Genomic DNA, 13,337 nt, shown 5'->3' on the forward strand with positions numbered 1-13,337 from the left:
AAGGAAAAACCATGAAAAAATTAGAATTAAGAATTTTTAGATTTGATAAAACCAAGGATTATGAGGCTTATTATAAACCTTATGTTTATGATAATTATGAAAATTTTGCAAGTTTTTATGATTTGCTTTTGCAAGTTCAAGATGATGATATTTATTTTGATTTTAATAAAGATGAAGATACTTACATAGTTGTAAATAAGCAAATCATACCACTTTTTACACCTTTAGAAAAAATAGCAAAAGAATTTGATTTTAATCTTTGCATCGAGCCTTTAAGTACAAAAAGAGCTATTAAAGATCTTATCATTGATAAAAATGATTTTTTAGACAAATACAAATATCTTGAAAAATTTGGCGATGAAGAGGATAAAAAGCTTTATGCAAAATATGATTATTTATATTATGCAAGTGAAATTTTAGACTATCTTCCTGAATATATGGGCGATGGAATGTTTTATTTGGCTTCAAAAATGATAGAAAAATATCCTGAAAAAAAGATAGAAATTTTAAAAACTCTAGCAGATAAAGAAAAGGGTATTTTTTATCACCTTGAAAGCAAAAATGAAATTTTAGAAACAACGATTAAAAACCTACAAAATGAAATTTTAAATTTAGGATTTTTTGATAAAAATATTTTACACTTTGATTTACCTAAAACCAATGCTTTTGATAATGAGATCAAAGAACTTAAGGAAATTAAACATAATTTTAAAGATTTCAATATAGCTTTTTACGGTTTTAATGCTTGCGATACTTTAAAATCCAAACTTGAGGCTAAATTTATTTCCTATGAAAACAGTACAAAAAATAATGGCTTTACTTTGCTGAATTTAAATCCTACACTAAGCTATAAAATGGCTGCAGATATTGTTTTGGACGCTTATGATAGCGGGGCTGATTTTATGGTAGTAAAAGAAGAAAAGGATTTTTATCTTTTTGATACTTGTGCTAAAAAACTTATGCAAACAAGCAAAAGAGATTTTGAAGACTTTTATATTTTAAGTCGTTTTGAGTTTTTAGCCCTTATCCAAGGCATACAAGCTCCATCATTAAAAAATCACACTTTAAAGGTTAATTTGATATGAAAATCTCTTTAGAATGTAAAGATCTCATCATAGAAAAAACTTTAGAACTTTTTTTAAAAGATCATTTGGTAATGAAAAAAGATTGTGATTTTATCATTAGTGATGAAAAAATTCACACCGCAAAACCCTTATTTATCATCTCTAAGAACTCTCCATTTTTAAGCGTGCCATTTAGCAAAGAAGCCTTGTTTGAGTCTTTAAATGAATTTGACAATGCCTTAAAAGCAGCAGCTTTGCAACTTGCGCTTGAACAAAAAAGACTGCTTGAAGAAAAAATTGACGCTATTGCTTTGGAATTTAAAAAAGATTATGAAAATAAAATCGATCTTGCCATAAAAGATCTTAAAAACAAACTCGTAAAAGCACTTAATGATGAATGATGAATTTATAAGCGTTAAAGACTTTTTTAATCACAATAAAAAAAGAAAAAAATTTCTTCAAAAACAAGAAATTACTTCTCCTAAAGAAAAAATAAAAAAAATCAAAGAAACAAAGCTTTATACAAATATAGAAAGTGGTAAATACAAAGGAAAAAAACTACTTTTACCTAGTCTTACAACAACAAGAAGCACTAAAAGTATAGTAAAAAGTTGTGTTTTTAATGTAATAAGGGAAGATTTAAGAGATAAAATTTTCATTGAAGCCTTTGGCGGAAGTGCTTTGATGGCGGCCGAAGCACTAAGCAATTATGCTTTAAAAGCTTATGCTATAGAACTTGATGTAAAAGCCTATAAAATTGCTTTAGAAAATGCTAAAAACATAGATCCAAATTTAGAAGTGATCCACGCAAATACTTTTGAAATTTTACCCCAACTCATAGAAAATTCAAAAAATGAAATCATCTTATATCTTGACCCGCCTTTTGATATCAGAGAAGGTTTTAGCGATATTTATGAAAAAATTTATCATTTTTTAGAAAATTTAGATTTAAAGACTTTAAATTTAATCATTTTTGAACACCACTCAACCATAAAAACTCCCGAAAAAATCCAAAATTTTCAAAAAATTAAAGAAAAGAAATTTGGATCAACTAGCTTAAGCTTTTACACTTCTTAACTTACTTGGAACACTTCTTGCTTGATCTATCATCAACAATAGATTAAAGGAAGAATCCATGAGAGTTTTAACGATATTTTTACTCTTTATGACAAGCATTTTTGCAGTGCAAATCAAGGATGTAGCAAACACTGTAGGTGTAAGAGATAACCAACTTATAGGTTATGGACTTGTTGTAGGGCTTAATGGAAGCGGCGATGGAACAAGCTCTAAATTTACACTACAATCCATCTCAAACCTTTTGCAAGGTATGAATATCAAAGTAGATCCTAACGATATCAAATCAAAAAATACCGCAGCTGTTATGGTTACAGCCAAACTTCCGGCCTTTGCAAAAAGCGGAGATAAACTTGATATTACCGTTTCATCTATGGGTGATGCAAAATCTTTACAAGGCGGAACACTTTTACTGACTGCACTTCGTGGGATTGATGGTGAAATTTATGCTATAGCACAAGGCTCTATCTCAACAGGAGGTTTAACACCTAGACCAGGAGGAGCAGGTTCTCACTCAACTGCTGCAACCGTAATGGGCGGAGCTAATGTAGAAAGAGAAATTCCACAAAATTTTAGTCAAAATAATGATCTAACCTTAAGCTTAAAAGTAGCGGACTTTAAAACCGCAAATGATATAGAAAGAGTTTTAAATACTGTCTTTGGCGAAGAAGTGGCTAAAGCCATCGACTCTCGCACAGTAAAACTCAAAAAACCTGAAGATCTTTCAAATGTTGATTTTATGGCAAGAGTTTTAGAACAAGATATAGCCTATAAACCACAAAGCAAAGTTATCATTGATGAAAGAACAGGAACAGTGATTGCTGGAGTTGATGTAGAGGTAGAACCTGTTTTAATCACTCATAAAGATATCACCATAAAAATAGATCCAAACAATAACGCAGTAGCTAATCAAAATGAAATCGATATGAAAGATGGTGGTTTTGTAGATCCAAGTTCAAATACCTTAAGAATCAACAATGCAAAAAGTACAGTTGCAAATATAGCTAGAATGCTTAACAAACTTGGAGCAACCCCAAATGACATTATCGCTATTATGGAAAATTTAAAGCGCGCAGGTGCAATTAACGCGGATTTGGAGATCATCTAATGAAAATCGATAATTTTTTAAATACTTATAGTATGAATAGTGCTTTACTTGATCGTGCAGCTAAAGCAAGAAGTTTAGAATCAAGCATCAAAATAAATGATAATGATATAATTACAAAGAGCAAAGAAGATGAAGCCTTAAAAGAACAAACGGATGCTTTTGAGGCATTTTTTTTAAAGCAAGTTTTAGACGTATCTTTAAAAAGTCAAAATTCACTCTTTGGAAAAGATGCCAGTGATGAAATATACTCTTCCATGTATAACGATACCATGAGTAAAGCTTTAAGTGGAGGTATGGGTTTTTCAAAATTATTATACGATTTTTTAAAAGAAAGGGGTTAAGTTTTTTAAATTTGGGTCGATATGGTTTGTAGAGGATTATAACTAAGATCAAGGAGGCAGAAATGATCAATCCTATACAACAAAGTTATGTGGCAAATACCACATTAAATACAAATAGAATAGATAAAGAAACTAAAACAAACGATACTCAAAAAACGGAAAATGATAAAGCGAGCAAAATCGCAGAGCAGATTAAAAACGGTACTTATAAAATCGATACAAAAGCTACAGCTGCTGCGATTGCTGACTCTTTAATCTAAAACTTTCATTCTCCTTTTTTTGAGAGAGAAAAGGAGAAAATATGCTTAAACAAAGACTTGATGAAGTAAATGCTATCTTAGCAAAACTTATTGCTTTAACCGAAGAAGATATAGAAAATATCAAAGTGGCTAAACATGAGAGTGTAACGCCAAGTGTAGAAGAAAAAAACAAACTTATCGCCGAATTTATTACAGCTAAAAAACAACTTGATGTTGCCTTGGTTGAGCTAAATAATAGCTCTACAAAAGGGCTTAGTGAACTCTTAGATGATGAAGATAAACAAAAACTAGATCTACTTAAAAAAAATCTTCAAAACCTTCATAGTAAAAACAAAGAGTATGCTAAATTTGTTCTTATTGTCAAAGATTTTCTTGATGGCTTAGTAAATAAAATGTTTGATATCAATGATGGAACAAATAATGCTTATGGAGATAAAAAGACAAATCCAGAGTCAATTTTCAAGATCAATGTATAAGGATTTATAATGGGTATTTTTGGAACATTATACACAGGTGTTACAGGCTTAAAGGCAAGCGAAGTTCAAATCGCAACAACTGGAAATAATATCTCAAATGCTAATGCAACTTTTTATACACGCCAAAGAGTAGTGCAAACTACAAATGGGTATATTACCACAGGTGGAGTTCAAGTAGGCACAGGAACTGCTATAGAAAGTATAGTGCGTTTGCATGATGAGTATTCTTACTATAAATTAAAAGGTGCATCAAACCAACTAGAATACACTAAATATATGGCTTCAACCTTACAAGAAATCGCTCAGCGTTTTCCAGACTTACAAAATACAGGGATTTTGCAAGATTTAGAAAATTATAACAAAGCTTGGAATGATTTTGCATCTAACCCCAATGAAAATGCCACAAAAATAGCCCTTGTAAAAGCTTCTCAAACCTTAACAGAAAGCGTTAATAATACCTTTGCAACCTTGGATAAAATCCAAAAAAAAGTAAATGATGATATTAAAAATACGGTTGATGAGATTAATAAAATCGGCGAAGAAATTGCTACTATAAATAAACAAATTTACGGACAAGAAGCTCTACCAACAGAACACGCAAATGAGCTTAGGGATAGAAGAGATGAACTTGAGCTTACTCTTTCAAAGCTAGTTAGCGCAGTTGCAAGCAAAAATGAAATCAATCAAGACAATCGCCTTGATACAACCATCACTGATCCAGGACATCAATACAATCTAAGTATAGAAGGTTTTAGTATAGTAGATGGGATAAATTTTCATCCTTTAAAGCTTGATTATGATGATAAAAATAAATCTTATAGCATTTATTATGAAACTCCTGATGAAAAAGTTCGCGATCTTACTGCAAAGATTAGCGGTGGACAACTAGGTGCCCAACTTGATCTACGCGGTAGAAACTATAGTAAAAGCGAAGGAAAATATAAAGATGGAATTATCCAAGGTTATATGGATTCTTTAGATACTTTTGCTAAAACCATGATCAATGAAACTAACAATCTTTATGCAAGTTCTGCGAAAAGTTCTGTCACTTCTGATTATCTATCTGGGCTTAAGGGAGATATTCCTTTAGTTAATTACGATAGAACCATACAACCAGGAAGTTTTGATATAGTCATTTATGATGATAAAGGCGATAAAAAACTCACCAAAACCATCACCATAGATGTAAATACAACCATGAATGATATCATGCGTCAAATCAATGCTAATACAGATGATAATGACAATAAAAATTCAAACGATGATGTTGATGATCATATCAATGCAAGTTTTAGCTACGATGCAAAAACTGGAGATGGTTTATTTCAAATCAATGCAAAACCAGGTTTTAAGGTAGCCATTGAAGATAAGGGTACAAATTTCGCAGGTGCGTTTAGCATAGGTGGTTTTTTCAGCGGAACTGATGCAAGCGATATGAAAGTAAAAGATTCTATCTTAAATGATCCGAGCACAGTAAGAGCAAGCTCAAATGGGGTTGATAGTGGTAATGACATGGCAAATAAAATCATCCAACTTCAATATGAAAAAGTTAATTTTTATAATGAAGATGGCACCATTGATAATCTTACTATGGAAGAATATTACCGCAAACTTACAGGTAAAATAGCTTCAGATGGCGAGAATAATAATATTGTAAACGCAAGCAATGAAACTCTTTATAATTCTGTTTATAGTGAGTACCAATCTAAAAGTGGTGTAAATACAAATGAAGAATTAGCCGCTCTTATACAATATCAATCAAGTTACGGTGCTGCAGCAAAAATCGTCTCAACCGTAGATCAAATGCTTGATACCTTACTAGGACTTAAATCTTAAGCTCTAGTAATATCAAGTGAAAAATTTTATCCATCTTAAAGCTAAGCTTGATTTTTTAGCTAATCAAAAAAATACCAATCATTCCCTTTTTGAAACTCCAGATCCTTTGCAAATTGCTAAAATTCACAATGATGAATTTATTGCCTTAATTTGTGCTTTATTTGCCTATGGAAATGCTAAAAATATAGTAAATTTTCTAAAAAAACTTGATTTTTCTTTATTAAACCTTCAAGAAAAACAAATAAAAAAAGAACTTAAAAATTTAAAATACCGCTTCCAAAACGAAAGAGATATACAAGAAATTTTTATCACTCTTTCAAGACTGAAAAATGAAATTTCACTCTACGAACTTTTTCACCAAGCCTATCAAAAAAGAGAAAATACCACAGATGCCATCTTAGCTTTTATGCAAAAAATCAAAACCTTAAATTCATATTCAAGTTATGGGTATGATTTTTTCTTTGGAAAAATTTGGCAAAGCGTCCCTACTTCACCTCTTAAACGTTATAATATGTATCTAAGATGGATGGTTAGAAAAGATGAACTTGATCTTGGACTTTTTACCAAAATTCACACCAAAGATCTTTTAATCCCACTTGATACACATACACATAAAATTTCCTTGACTTTAGGACTTCTAAAGCGTAAAATATATGATTATAAAAGTGTTTTAGAACTCACGCAAAATTTAAAAAAATTAGATGCAAATGATCCCATAAAATATGACTTTGCACTCTATCGTTTAGGACAAAGTAAAGAAATTGACAAATTTAAGGAGTGAAAATGGGCTTTGAACACTTAGATACGATTTATTATTTCATACTTTTTTTTGTAGCTATTTTTGCTGGTTTTATAGATTCTATTGTAGGTGGAGGGGGACTTATTACTCTACCAGCACTCATAGCCTGTGGAATTCCTGCGCATTTATCCCTAGCAACAAACAAACTCCAAAGTGTTTTTGGTTCTTTTACAGCTACTTTAACTTATTTTAAATCTACCACTCTACCTCATCTTGTTTGGGGTGTTTTTTTTACAGCCTTAGGAGCAGCTATAGGAAGTTATAGCGTTCTTTTTGTAAAAGATGAGCAATTAAAGCTTATTATCTTAATCTTTTTAACTCTTACTTTCTTATATACAGCCTTACGTCCTAACTTAGGCAAACACGAAAGCAAACCTAAAATAAAAAATATCAAAATTTTTCATTTAATTTGTGGCTTAACTTTAGGCTTTTATGATGGATTTTTAGGACCTGGAACGGGTTCATTTTGGATTTTTGCCTGTGTAATGCTACTAGGATTTAACATGAAAAAAGCAAGTATTAATACCAAAATTTTAAATTTTACAAGCAATATCATCGCTCTTATTATATTTTTATGGCAATATGAACTTTTATGGATTTTAGGCTTACTTATGGGTATAGGGCAAGTTTTAGGGGCCTATCTAGGCTCAAAACTTGTATTAAAAACCAATGGAAAATTTATAAAAACTTTATTTTTAATCGTTGTAGGAGCTACTATTATTAAAGTAGCTTGGGATTATTTTTATTAAAAATTTATACCTGAACTAAGCTCCCACATAGGTAAAAATATACCTAAAGCCAAAAACAAAACTAAAAGCGCCACAAATAAAGTCATCATAGGCTCTAAAAAAATCAAAAATCTATCCATTAAATTTTCGCTTTTTTGTTGATAATATTTGGCAATTTCTTCACTTAACACTTCAAGTCTTCCGCTTTTCATCGCAACACTAAGCATAGAAAATACCAAAGAATCAAAAATATCAATCTTTTTAAAAGCCTAACTTAACTCAAGACCAGAATCTATAAAACTAAAAAGTTTTTTATACTGAAAAATTAAAAATTTATTTTCAAGCCCTATAATAGCTAAATCAAAAGCTTTGGATATTGAAATTCCATTTTTTAAAAGCAAAGAAAAAACCATAAAAAAATAATAATTTTGATTATAAATAATCAAACGAGAAATCAAAGGTATTTTTAAAAATAAAAAATCGCAAGAAAAAGCAAAAGAATGAAAATTTTTATAAGCTAAAATAAGCATAACAATAAAAATAACAAACAAAAATATGCAAAAAATTCCATAGTCATCTAAAAAATTATAAATTTCTAACATTACATGCGTGATAAAAGGCAAACTCGTGCCTAAATTTTCAAATAAATCTTTAAAATTAGGCACTACAAAAAGCATTAAAAACAAAAATGCTCCGATAATACTTAAAAAAACCAAAGTAGGATATCTAAAAGCCTTTTTTAATTGTTTTTGACTCTCTAAGCTTTTTTCTCGAAGTTTAGAAATTTGACTAAACACTTCGCTGATTTTTCCTGTCTTTTCAGCCGTTTTAATCAAAGCTAACTCCGCACGATTTAATCCAAAATTAGCATTTTCAAAAGCTTGATTTAGATTTTGAGCTAAAATTAAATTGTCTAATATTTTTTTCATAATCTTGCAAGAATGCATAAGATATAATTCTCTAATCGCTTCTTGAACACTTAATCCAACTTCACACAACAAAGCCAGCTCTTTAAAAAAGAGTATAAAATTTTCATCTTTTAATCTCTGAAAATTAGATTTTTGAATTTCTTTTATATCAATGATTTTCCAATTCTTTGATAAGGCTTTTGCTTGTGCTGTATTTAAATTTTCAGCTTTTATAGTTTTTGTATAATTTTGATTGTTTTTAAGAAATTCTACTTCATAAAATTTCATCTTACAACCCTTAAAAGCTCATCTATACTTGTAAGACCTTCTTTGGCTTTTTTTAAACCTTGTTCAAACATAGTTTGAAAGCCATATTTTTTTGCAAGCTCCATTAAAATCGTTTTATCTTGATTTTCCCTAATTGCACAAGCTAAATCTTCATTGATCTCTAAGCATTCAGCGATTAATTCTCTGCCAAAAAATCCACTATGATGACAACGCTCACATCCTTTTGGTTCAAAAAATTCACCTTCAAATTCAATATAATGTTTTTTACTTTTTTGTTTGCACCAAGGACAAAGTTTTCTAACCAAACGCTGTGCTATAACAAGACTCAAAGCCGATGCTATCAAGTAACTTTTTGCTTGCATATCCAAAAGCCTATCAATGGTACTAAGAGCATCATTAGTATGCAAGGTGCTTAAAAGCAAATGACCTGTTAAAGAAGCTTTAAGTGCAATATCTAAACTTTCTTCATCGCGAATTTCTCCTATCATGATAATATCAGGATCTTGCCTTAAAATTACTCTTAAAATACTATTAAACTCGACTCCAACTTTTGAATTAAGCAAAATTTGCTGCACTAAAGGAATTTTATATTCTATAGGATCTTCTGCTGAAATAATCTTTTTTTCAATACTTTTCAACTCATTTAAACACGCGTATAAAGTTGTACTTTTACCACTACCAGTAGGGCCGGTTAATAAAATCACTCCATTGGGACGATGTAAAATCTTTTTTAAAATTTCTAAATTTTTATCTCCAAGATTTAGTTTATACAAATCCAAAATTTCTTTATCATGTTTTAAAATTCTTATAGCAACACTTTCGCCATAAATCAAAGGCAAACATGAAACACGAAAATCATATCTTTCATTTTCAAAATCTAATTCAAAACTTCCATCTTGTGTTTTTCTTGATTCAGCTAAATTCAAACAAGCTAAAAATTTGACATGAAAAACCAAAGCTTCATAAACATCCTTCTCAAAAATAGCAAATTCACGCAAAATTCCATCAACCCTAAACCTAATCAAAGCGTCATCATTCCTTGCTTCTATATGAATATCACTCGCATGAAAAGATAAAATTTCATGTAATAAAAAATCAAAAATTTGACTGATGCAACTTTGATCATCTCTTTTTTGATTTTCTTGCCATTCAAGTCTAAGCTTAATACTTAATCTTTTAATCTCCTCTTGAATGCGAATTTGATTTAAAATTTTAGCTATCTTTAATTCATCGGCAATTGCAGTGTCGATTTTTTCACAAATCATAAAAGTCTTAACTTGCTCTAAAAGCTCTAAAGAACAAGGTTTAGATCTAATAATCATAAAGCCGTCATTGTTTTTAATAAGCAGAAATTTAAATTTTAAAAGTAAAGAAAAAGGTATACCTTCATAAATAAAATCATTATCTTCATCTAAATCAACAAAATGTAAATTACAAAAATTTGCTAATTTTTTAAAAAAATCCCAAGAAGTGATATTAAATTTAGCGCAAATTTCATCAAGACTTATTTCATTATCAATATAAGCTTGAAAAATTTTATCCATTCTACTTTCCATCTAATTCCATTAAACCATAATAATTTATATAAGCATCTAAAGCACTTTGAGCTTCTTTTTCTTCACCTAAAGCTCTTTTAGCCTGAGCAAAAATCAGCCAAGAATCTTGTTTTTGCTTGTCAAGTTCATTGGCTTTTAAAGCCCAAGATATTGTCTTTTGATAAGCTTTAATATCAAAATACTTCTTAGCTAAATTTAAAGCCTTTTCATAGCTTGGATTTTGATAAAAAGATTTTTTTAAATCAGAAATATTTAAAATTTTAGAATCAATTCTATCTTACTAATATGTGTATTTTCCTGCACCGCTTTAACTTCTTCTAGTTCTTTATATAACTTTTCCCTAGAAATCTTATTTTTTTCTTGTAAAATTTGCGCTTGAAAAATCTTTTGCTCTAAATGCTTTTTATGTTCAATAGCTTGCAAATAAATATTTTTTTGCTTATTATATTTTTGCATTAGCACAAAAAAACAAAATGCTATCACTAAGATTAAAACAATTAAAAATAAATATTTTAAATATTTTTTAAGTAAAAAATATTTATACCTAAGCTCAAGTTCTTTAATTCTTTCTTGCATACCTTACCTTAATAAGCCATTCTCTAAAGCACTAAGCTTTAAAATATACTCTTGACTTTTGTTTGTATCAAAAAAACTATTTATCTCATAAAAACTTTTTAAAGTTTTATCAATATATCTTAAATTTCCTTGAGAAATTTTTTGTAAAAACTTAAGACATTTATTTGAAAAATTCATTCCGAATTTCAATTTAATATAATTATCAAGCTCTAAAAGACTAATATTTTTCAATTCAAAACAAGCACTTAAACGACTTTTAAAATACTCTTTTTTAAGTATATTTAACTTTTTATGAGAACTTAAAACAAAACTTATAGAATCACTATAAATCCTGATGCTTTCTAGCATTGCATAATCATACATTCCTGCTTCATCAAGAATGATTAAACTCTGACCTTGTGAAATCAAAAACTCAATTTTTTCTTTTAAGAAACTCTGATCTTTAAAATTTTCATTAATAAAATCAACATTATATTTTTTTGCCAATCTTTGCAACAATACACTTTTACCACTACCGCTTTTTCCCCATAAAAAAATAAAAGCTTTTTGGCTTTCTAAAATTTGATTGATTTGATGAAAAATTTCTTCTCTAAATGGAATAATTTTACTCATAATGCTTAAATCCTAGATCTTTAAGACTTGGAGCGTTTACACTATCTACTATACTTGGAGTGATAATAAAAACAATTTCGGTTGCTTTAGAATTTAAAACTTCTCCTTTAAACAAAGAACCTAGGATTGGAATTTTTGATAGAAAATTGATAGAATTTTTTTCATTAGATTTATCGTGAGAAATCAATCCACCTAAAATTAAAGTTTGATTATTCTCTACTTGCACAACACTAGAAAGCTTTTTTTGTATGGTATCAGGAGCAATAGTTCTTGGTTCTTTTTGTCGTTTATTATCTTCTGGATACTTAAAATCACTTAAGCTTGGATTAATTCTAAGCATTATTTTTCCATCATCAGAAATTTCAGGCAAGATATTGAGTAAAATGCCTACAAAAATAGAATAATTGTTATAACTTTCACTAACAGTAGTCCCATTTTCAGTACCTTTAGAACTTTCTTTGACTTGATAATTTATAGTATCGCCTACAGAAATAATGGCTTGTTGGTTGTTTAAAGCCATAAGCTTTGGATTAGAAAGCACGCTAGTTTTTCCATTTTGAGAAAGAAAGTTAATAATAGAATCAAAATTTAAATTTGCCCTTAAACCCAAATTCTTAACAAAACCTTGCCCATTTTGAAACTGAATAAAAGAATTTTCATTATTTACTTGTGAATTTAAACCTATATTAAAATTTTGCCAATTAATCCCACTAGAATGGCTTTCATTTAAACTCACAGCAAGTATGCTAACATCGATAATAACTTGTTTTTTAAGACGATTTTCTAGTTTTTGCAAATAATTTTTCACACTTTTTAACTAAGAATTTGTTCCAGTTACTATAATAAGACCTGCATTGGGATTTATAATGGGAGTTTTAGCCTCATAATCTTCATGAGAATTTTTTAATAATACAATAATCTCTTTTTCTATATTTTGCCAAAAATCAAATTTTTCCATACTTTTAATCATATTGTCTTCTGCGTCATCAAAACTACCGCTATATTCACTTTGCCTTGGTTTAGCGTCTACAGACGCTTTAGTTATGCTTTGTCCTTCTCTGATAGAAGTGATATAACTTATCTTAAAAATCTTCGTATTAATGCCTGAAATTCTTAAAATTTTACCATCAAAATCATAGCTAAGATCATGCTCTTTGATAAAAAAATTAAAAATTTCGTCTAAATTCATTTGATGAATATTGACAGAATTTTGCAATGTTTCTAATTTTTCTTTGGCAATTTTATCTTTAACAATAATACTAAAAGAACAATATTTTGCAAGCTCATCAAGACTTTCTTGTATGCTTAATTTTTCATTAATACTGATATCAAAAAGACGCTTTTGACAATCTAAAGCATAAAGATAATGACAAAAAAGAATGTTAATTAATATTAATCTTATCATTTTTATTTATTTGGATTGCAATTTCTAAATTATCATATTGGAATTTAATCTCTTTAGTATTTATTTCATGTATTATAGCATCATCAATCATATCACCTTTTTTATACCATCGATCATAAATTTTTACTTTATCAAGCATAATTGCAGTAATTTTAATATGTCTTAATTTTTCAAAAGTAGGATTCACAAATGGGTTTTGAAGAGTATTAAAATTTATGCGATTTTCTTTATCTATAAGTTTAAAATACTCTTCAAAATTATCTTGTGCAAACAAAGTGCTAAAACACAATGTAGCACTAAAAATAT

General features: G+C 29.0%; 13 protein-coding genes and 3 pseudogenes. 10 read left to right on the top strand and 6 right to left on the bottom strand.

The window, feature by feature from the left end:
- Positions 1–11: 11 nt before the first annotated feature.
- The 10 genes from FBE93_RS06095 (at position 12) to FBE93_RS06140 (ending at position 7,707) form a co-directional block, all read left to right on the top strand.
- Positions 12–1,085, top strand: a complete 1,074-nt coding sequence (locus tag FBE93_RS06095) for a DUF5644 domain-containing protein (RefSeq protein WP_165434272.1) — start codon at positions 12–14, stop codon at positions 1,083–1,085.
- Positions 1,082–1,465: a hypothetical protein gene (locus tag FBE93_RS06100; protein ID WP_002870895.1), complete on the top strand. Its 384-nt coding sequence runs from the start codon at positions 1,082–1,084 to the stop codon at positions 1,463–1,465. The genes FBE93_RS06095 and FBE93_RS06100 overlap by 4 nt, the downstream gene beginning before the upstream one ends.
- On the top strand, positions 1,458–2,141 hold the full coding sequence (gene rsmD / locus FBE93_RS06105; protein WP_165434284.1) for a 16S rRNA (guanine(966)-N(2))-methyltransferase RsmD: 684 nt from the start codon (positions 1,458–1,460) through the stop codon (positions 2,139–2,141). Before FBE93_RS06100 ends, rsmD begins: the two co-directional genes overlap by 8 nt.
- A 58-nt stretch (positions 2,142–2,199) precedes the next feature.
- Positions 2,200–3,246, top strand: a complete 1,047-nt coding sequence (locus tag FBE93_RS06110) for a flagellar basal body P-ring protein FlgI (protein ID WP_002826014.1) — start codon at positions 2,200–2,202, stop codon at positions 3,244–3,246.
- Positions 3,246–3,587 (top strand): hypothetical protein, encoded by a 342-nt coding sequence (locus FBE93_RS06115; RefSeq protein WP_002932295.1) that lies wholly within the window; start codon positions 3,246–3,248, stop codon positions 3,585–3,587. Before FBE93_RS06110 ends, FBE93_RS06115 begins: the two co-directional genes overlap by 1 nt.
- 62 nt (positions 3,588–3,649) lie before the next feature.
- Positions 3,650–3,847, top strand: coding sequence for a flagellar biosynthesis anti-sigma factor FlgM (gene flgM, locus FBE93_RS06120; protein WP_002792053.1), 198 nt, complete (start codon positions 3,650–3,652; stop codon positions 3,845–3,847).
- Between the two features lie 41 nt (positions 3,848–3,888).
- Positions 3,889–4,323 (top strand): flagellar protein FlgN, encoded by a 435-nt coding sequence (locus tag FBE93_RS06125; protein WP_002779263.1) that lies wholly within the window; start codon positions 3,889–3,891, stop codon positions 4,321–4,323.
- Between the two features lie 9 nt (positions 4,324–4,332).
- Entirely contained in the window at positions 4,333–6,159 is a 1,827-nt protein-coding gene (flgK, locus tag FBE93_RS06130; protein WP_165434273.1) for a flagellar hook-associated protein FlgK, read from the top strand.
- Positions 6,160–6,175: 16 nt separating this feature from the next.
- Complete coding sequence (locus tag FBE93_RS06135) at positions 6,176–6,940, top strand: TIGR02757 family protein (RefSeq protein ID WP_002932297.1); 765 nt, start codon at positions 6,176–6,178, stop codon at positions 6,938–6,940.
- Positions 6,941–6,942: 2 nt separating this feature from the next.
- Positions 6,943–7,707: a TSUP family transporter gene (locus FBE93_RS06140; protein ID WP_002932298.1), complete on the top strand. Its 765-nt coding sequence runs from the start codon at positions 6,943–6,945 to the stop codon at positions 7,705–7,707.
- Here the strand turns inward: FBE93_RS06140 and FBE93_RS06145 are convergent.
- The 6 genes and pseudogenes from FBE93_RS06145 to FBE93_RS06170 form a co-directional block, all read right to left on the bottom strand.
- Positions 7,704–8,882, bottom strand: a pseudogene (locus tag FBE93_RS06145) (type II secretion system F family protein). The gene FBE93_RS06140 and the pseudogene FBE93_RS06145 overlap by 4 nt on opposite strands.
- On the bottom strand, positions 8,879–10,438 hold the full coding sequence (locus FBE93_RS06150) for a GspE/PulE family protein (protein ID WP_165434274.1): 1,560 nt from the start codon (positions 10,436–10,438) through the stop codon (positions 8,879–8,881). Before FBE93_RS06150 ends, FBE93_RS06145 begins: the two are co-directional and overlap by 4 nt.
- Positions 10,428–11,014: pseudogene (locus FBE93_RS06155) on the bottom strand (transformation system protein). Before FBE93_RS06155 ends, FBE93_RS06150 begins: the two are co-directional and overlap by 11 nt.
- Before the next feature lie 3 nt (positions 11,015–11,017).
- The gene (locus FBE93_RS06160; protein ID WP_002932308.1) at positions 11,018–11,626 is read right to left on the bottom strand and encodes an ATP-binding protein; all 609 of its coding nucleotides are present in this window, start codon (positions 11,624–11,626) and stop codon (positions 11,018–11,020) included.
- Positions 11,619–13,031: pseudogene (gene mshL, locus FBE93_RS06165) on the bottom strand (pilus (MSHA type) biogenesis protein MshL). The gene FBE93_RS06160 and the pseudogene mshL overlap by 8 nt, the downstream one beginning before the upstream one ends.
- On the bottom strand, positions 13,009–13,320 hold the full coding sequence (locus tag FBE93_RS06170) for a hypothetical protein (protein ID WP_002862131.1): 312 nt from the start codon (positions 13,318–13,320) through the stop codon (positions 13,009–13,011). Before FBE93_RS06170 ends, mshL begins: the two are co-directional and overlap by 23 nt.
- Positions 13,321–13,337 lie beyond the last annotated feature (17 nt).

The organism is Campylobacter sp. CFSAN093229 (genome assembly GCF_011068225.1).
Classification (GTDB): domain Bacteria; phylum Campylobacterota; class Campylobacteria; order Campylobacterales; family Campylobacteraceae; genus Campylobacter_D; species Campylobacter_D jejuni.

Coding starts and splice junctions, on each gene's coding strand:
- flgK (WP_165434273.1), top strand. CDS start 4,333: ATGGGTATTTTTGGAACATTATACACAGGTGTTACAGGCTTAAAGGCA.
- FBE93_RS06095 (WP_165434272.1), top strand. CDS start 12: ATGAAAAAATTAGAATTAAGAATTTTTAGATTTGATAAAACCAAGGAT.
- FBE93_RS06100 (WP_002870895.1), top strand. CDS start 1,082: ATGAAAATCTCTTTAGAATGTAAAGATCTCATCATAGAAAAAACTTTA.
- FBE93_RS06160 (WP_002932308.1), bottom strand. CDS start 11,626: ATGAGTAAAATTATTCCATTTAGAGAAGAAATTTTTCATCAAATCAAT.
- FBE93_RS06150 (WP_165434274.1), bottom strand. CDS start 10,438: ATGGAAAGTAGAATGGATAAAATTTTTCAAGCTTATATTGATAATGAA.
- FBE93_RS06125 (WP_002779263.1), top strand. CDS start 3,889: ATGCTTAAACAAAGACTTGATGAAGTAAATGCTATCTTAGCAAAACTT.
- FBE93_RS06110 (WP_002826014.1), top strand. CDS start 2,200: ATGAGAGTTTTAACGATATTTTTACTCTTTATGACAAGCATTTTTGCA.
- flgM (WP_002792053.1), top strand. CDS start 3,650: ATGATCAATCCTATACAACAAAGTTATGTGGCAAATACCACATTAAAT.
- FBE93_RS06115 (WP_002932295.1), top strand. CDS start 3,246: ATGAAAATCGATAATTTTTTAAATACTTATAGTATGAATAGTGCTTTA.
- rsmD (WP_165434284.1), top strand. CDS start 1,458: ATGAATGATGAATTTATAAGCGTTAAAGACTTTTTTAATCACAATAAA.
- FBE93_RS06140 (WP_002932298.1), top strand. CDS start 6,943: ATGGGCTTTGAACACTTAGATACGATTTATTATTTCATACTTTTTTTT.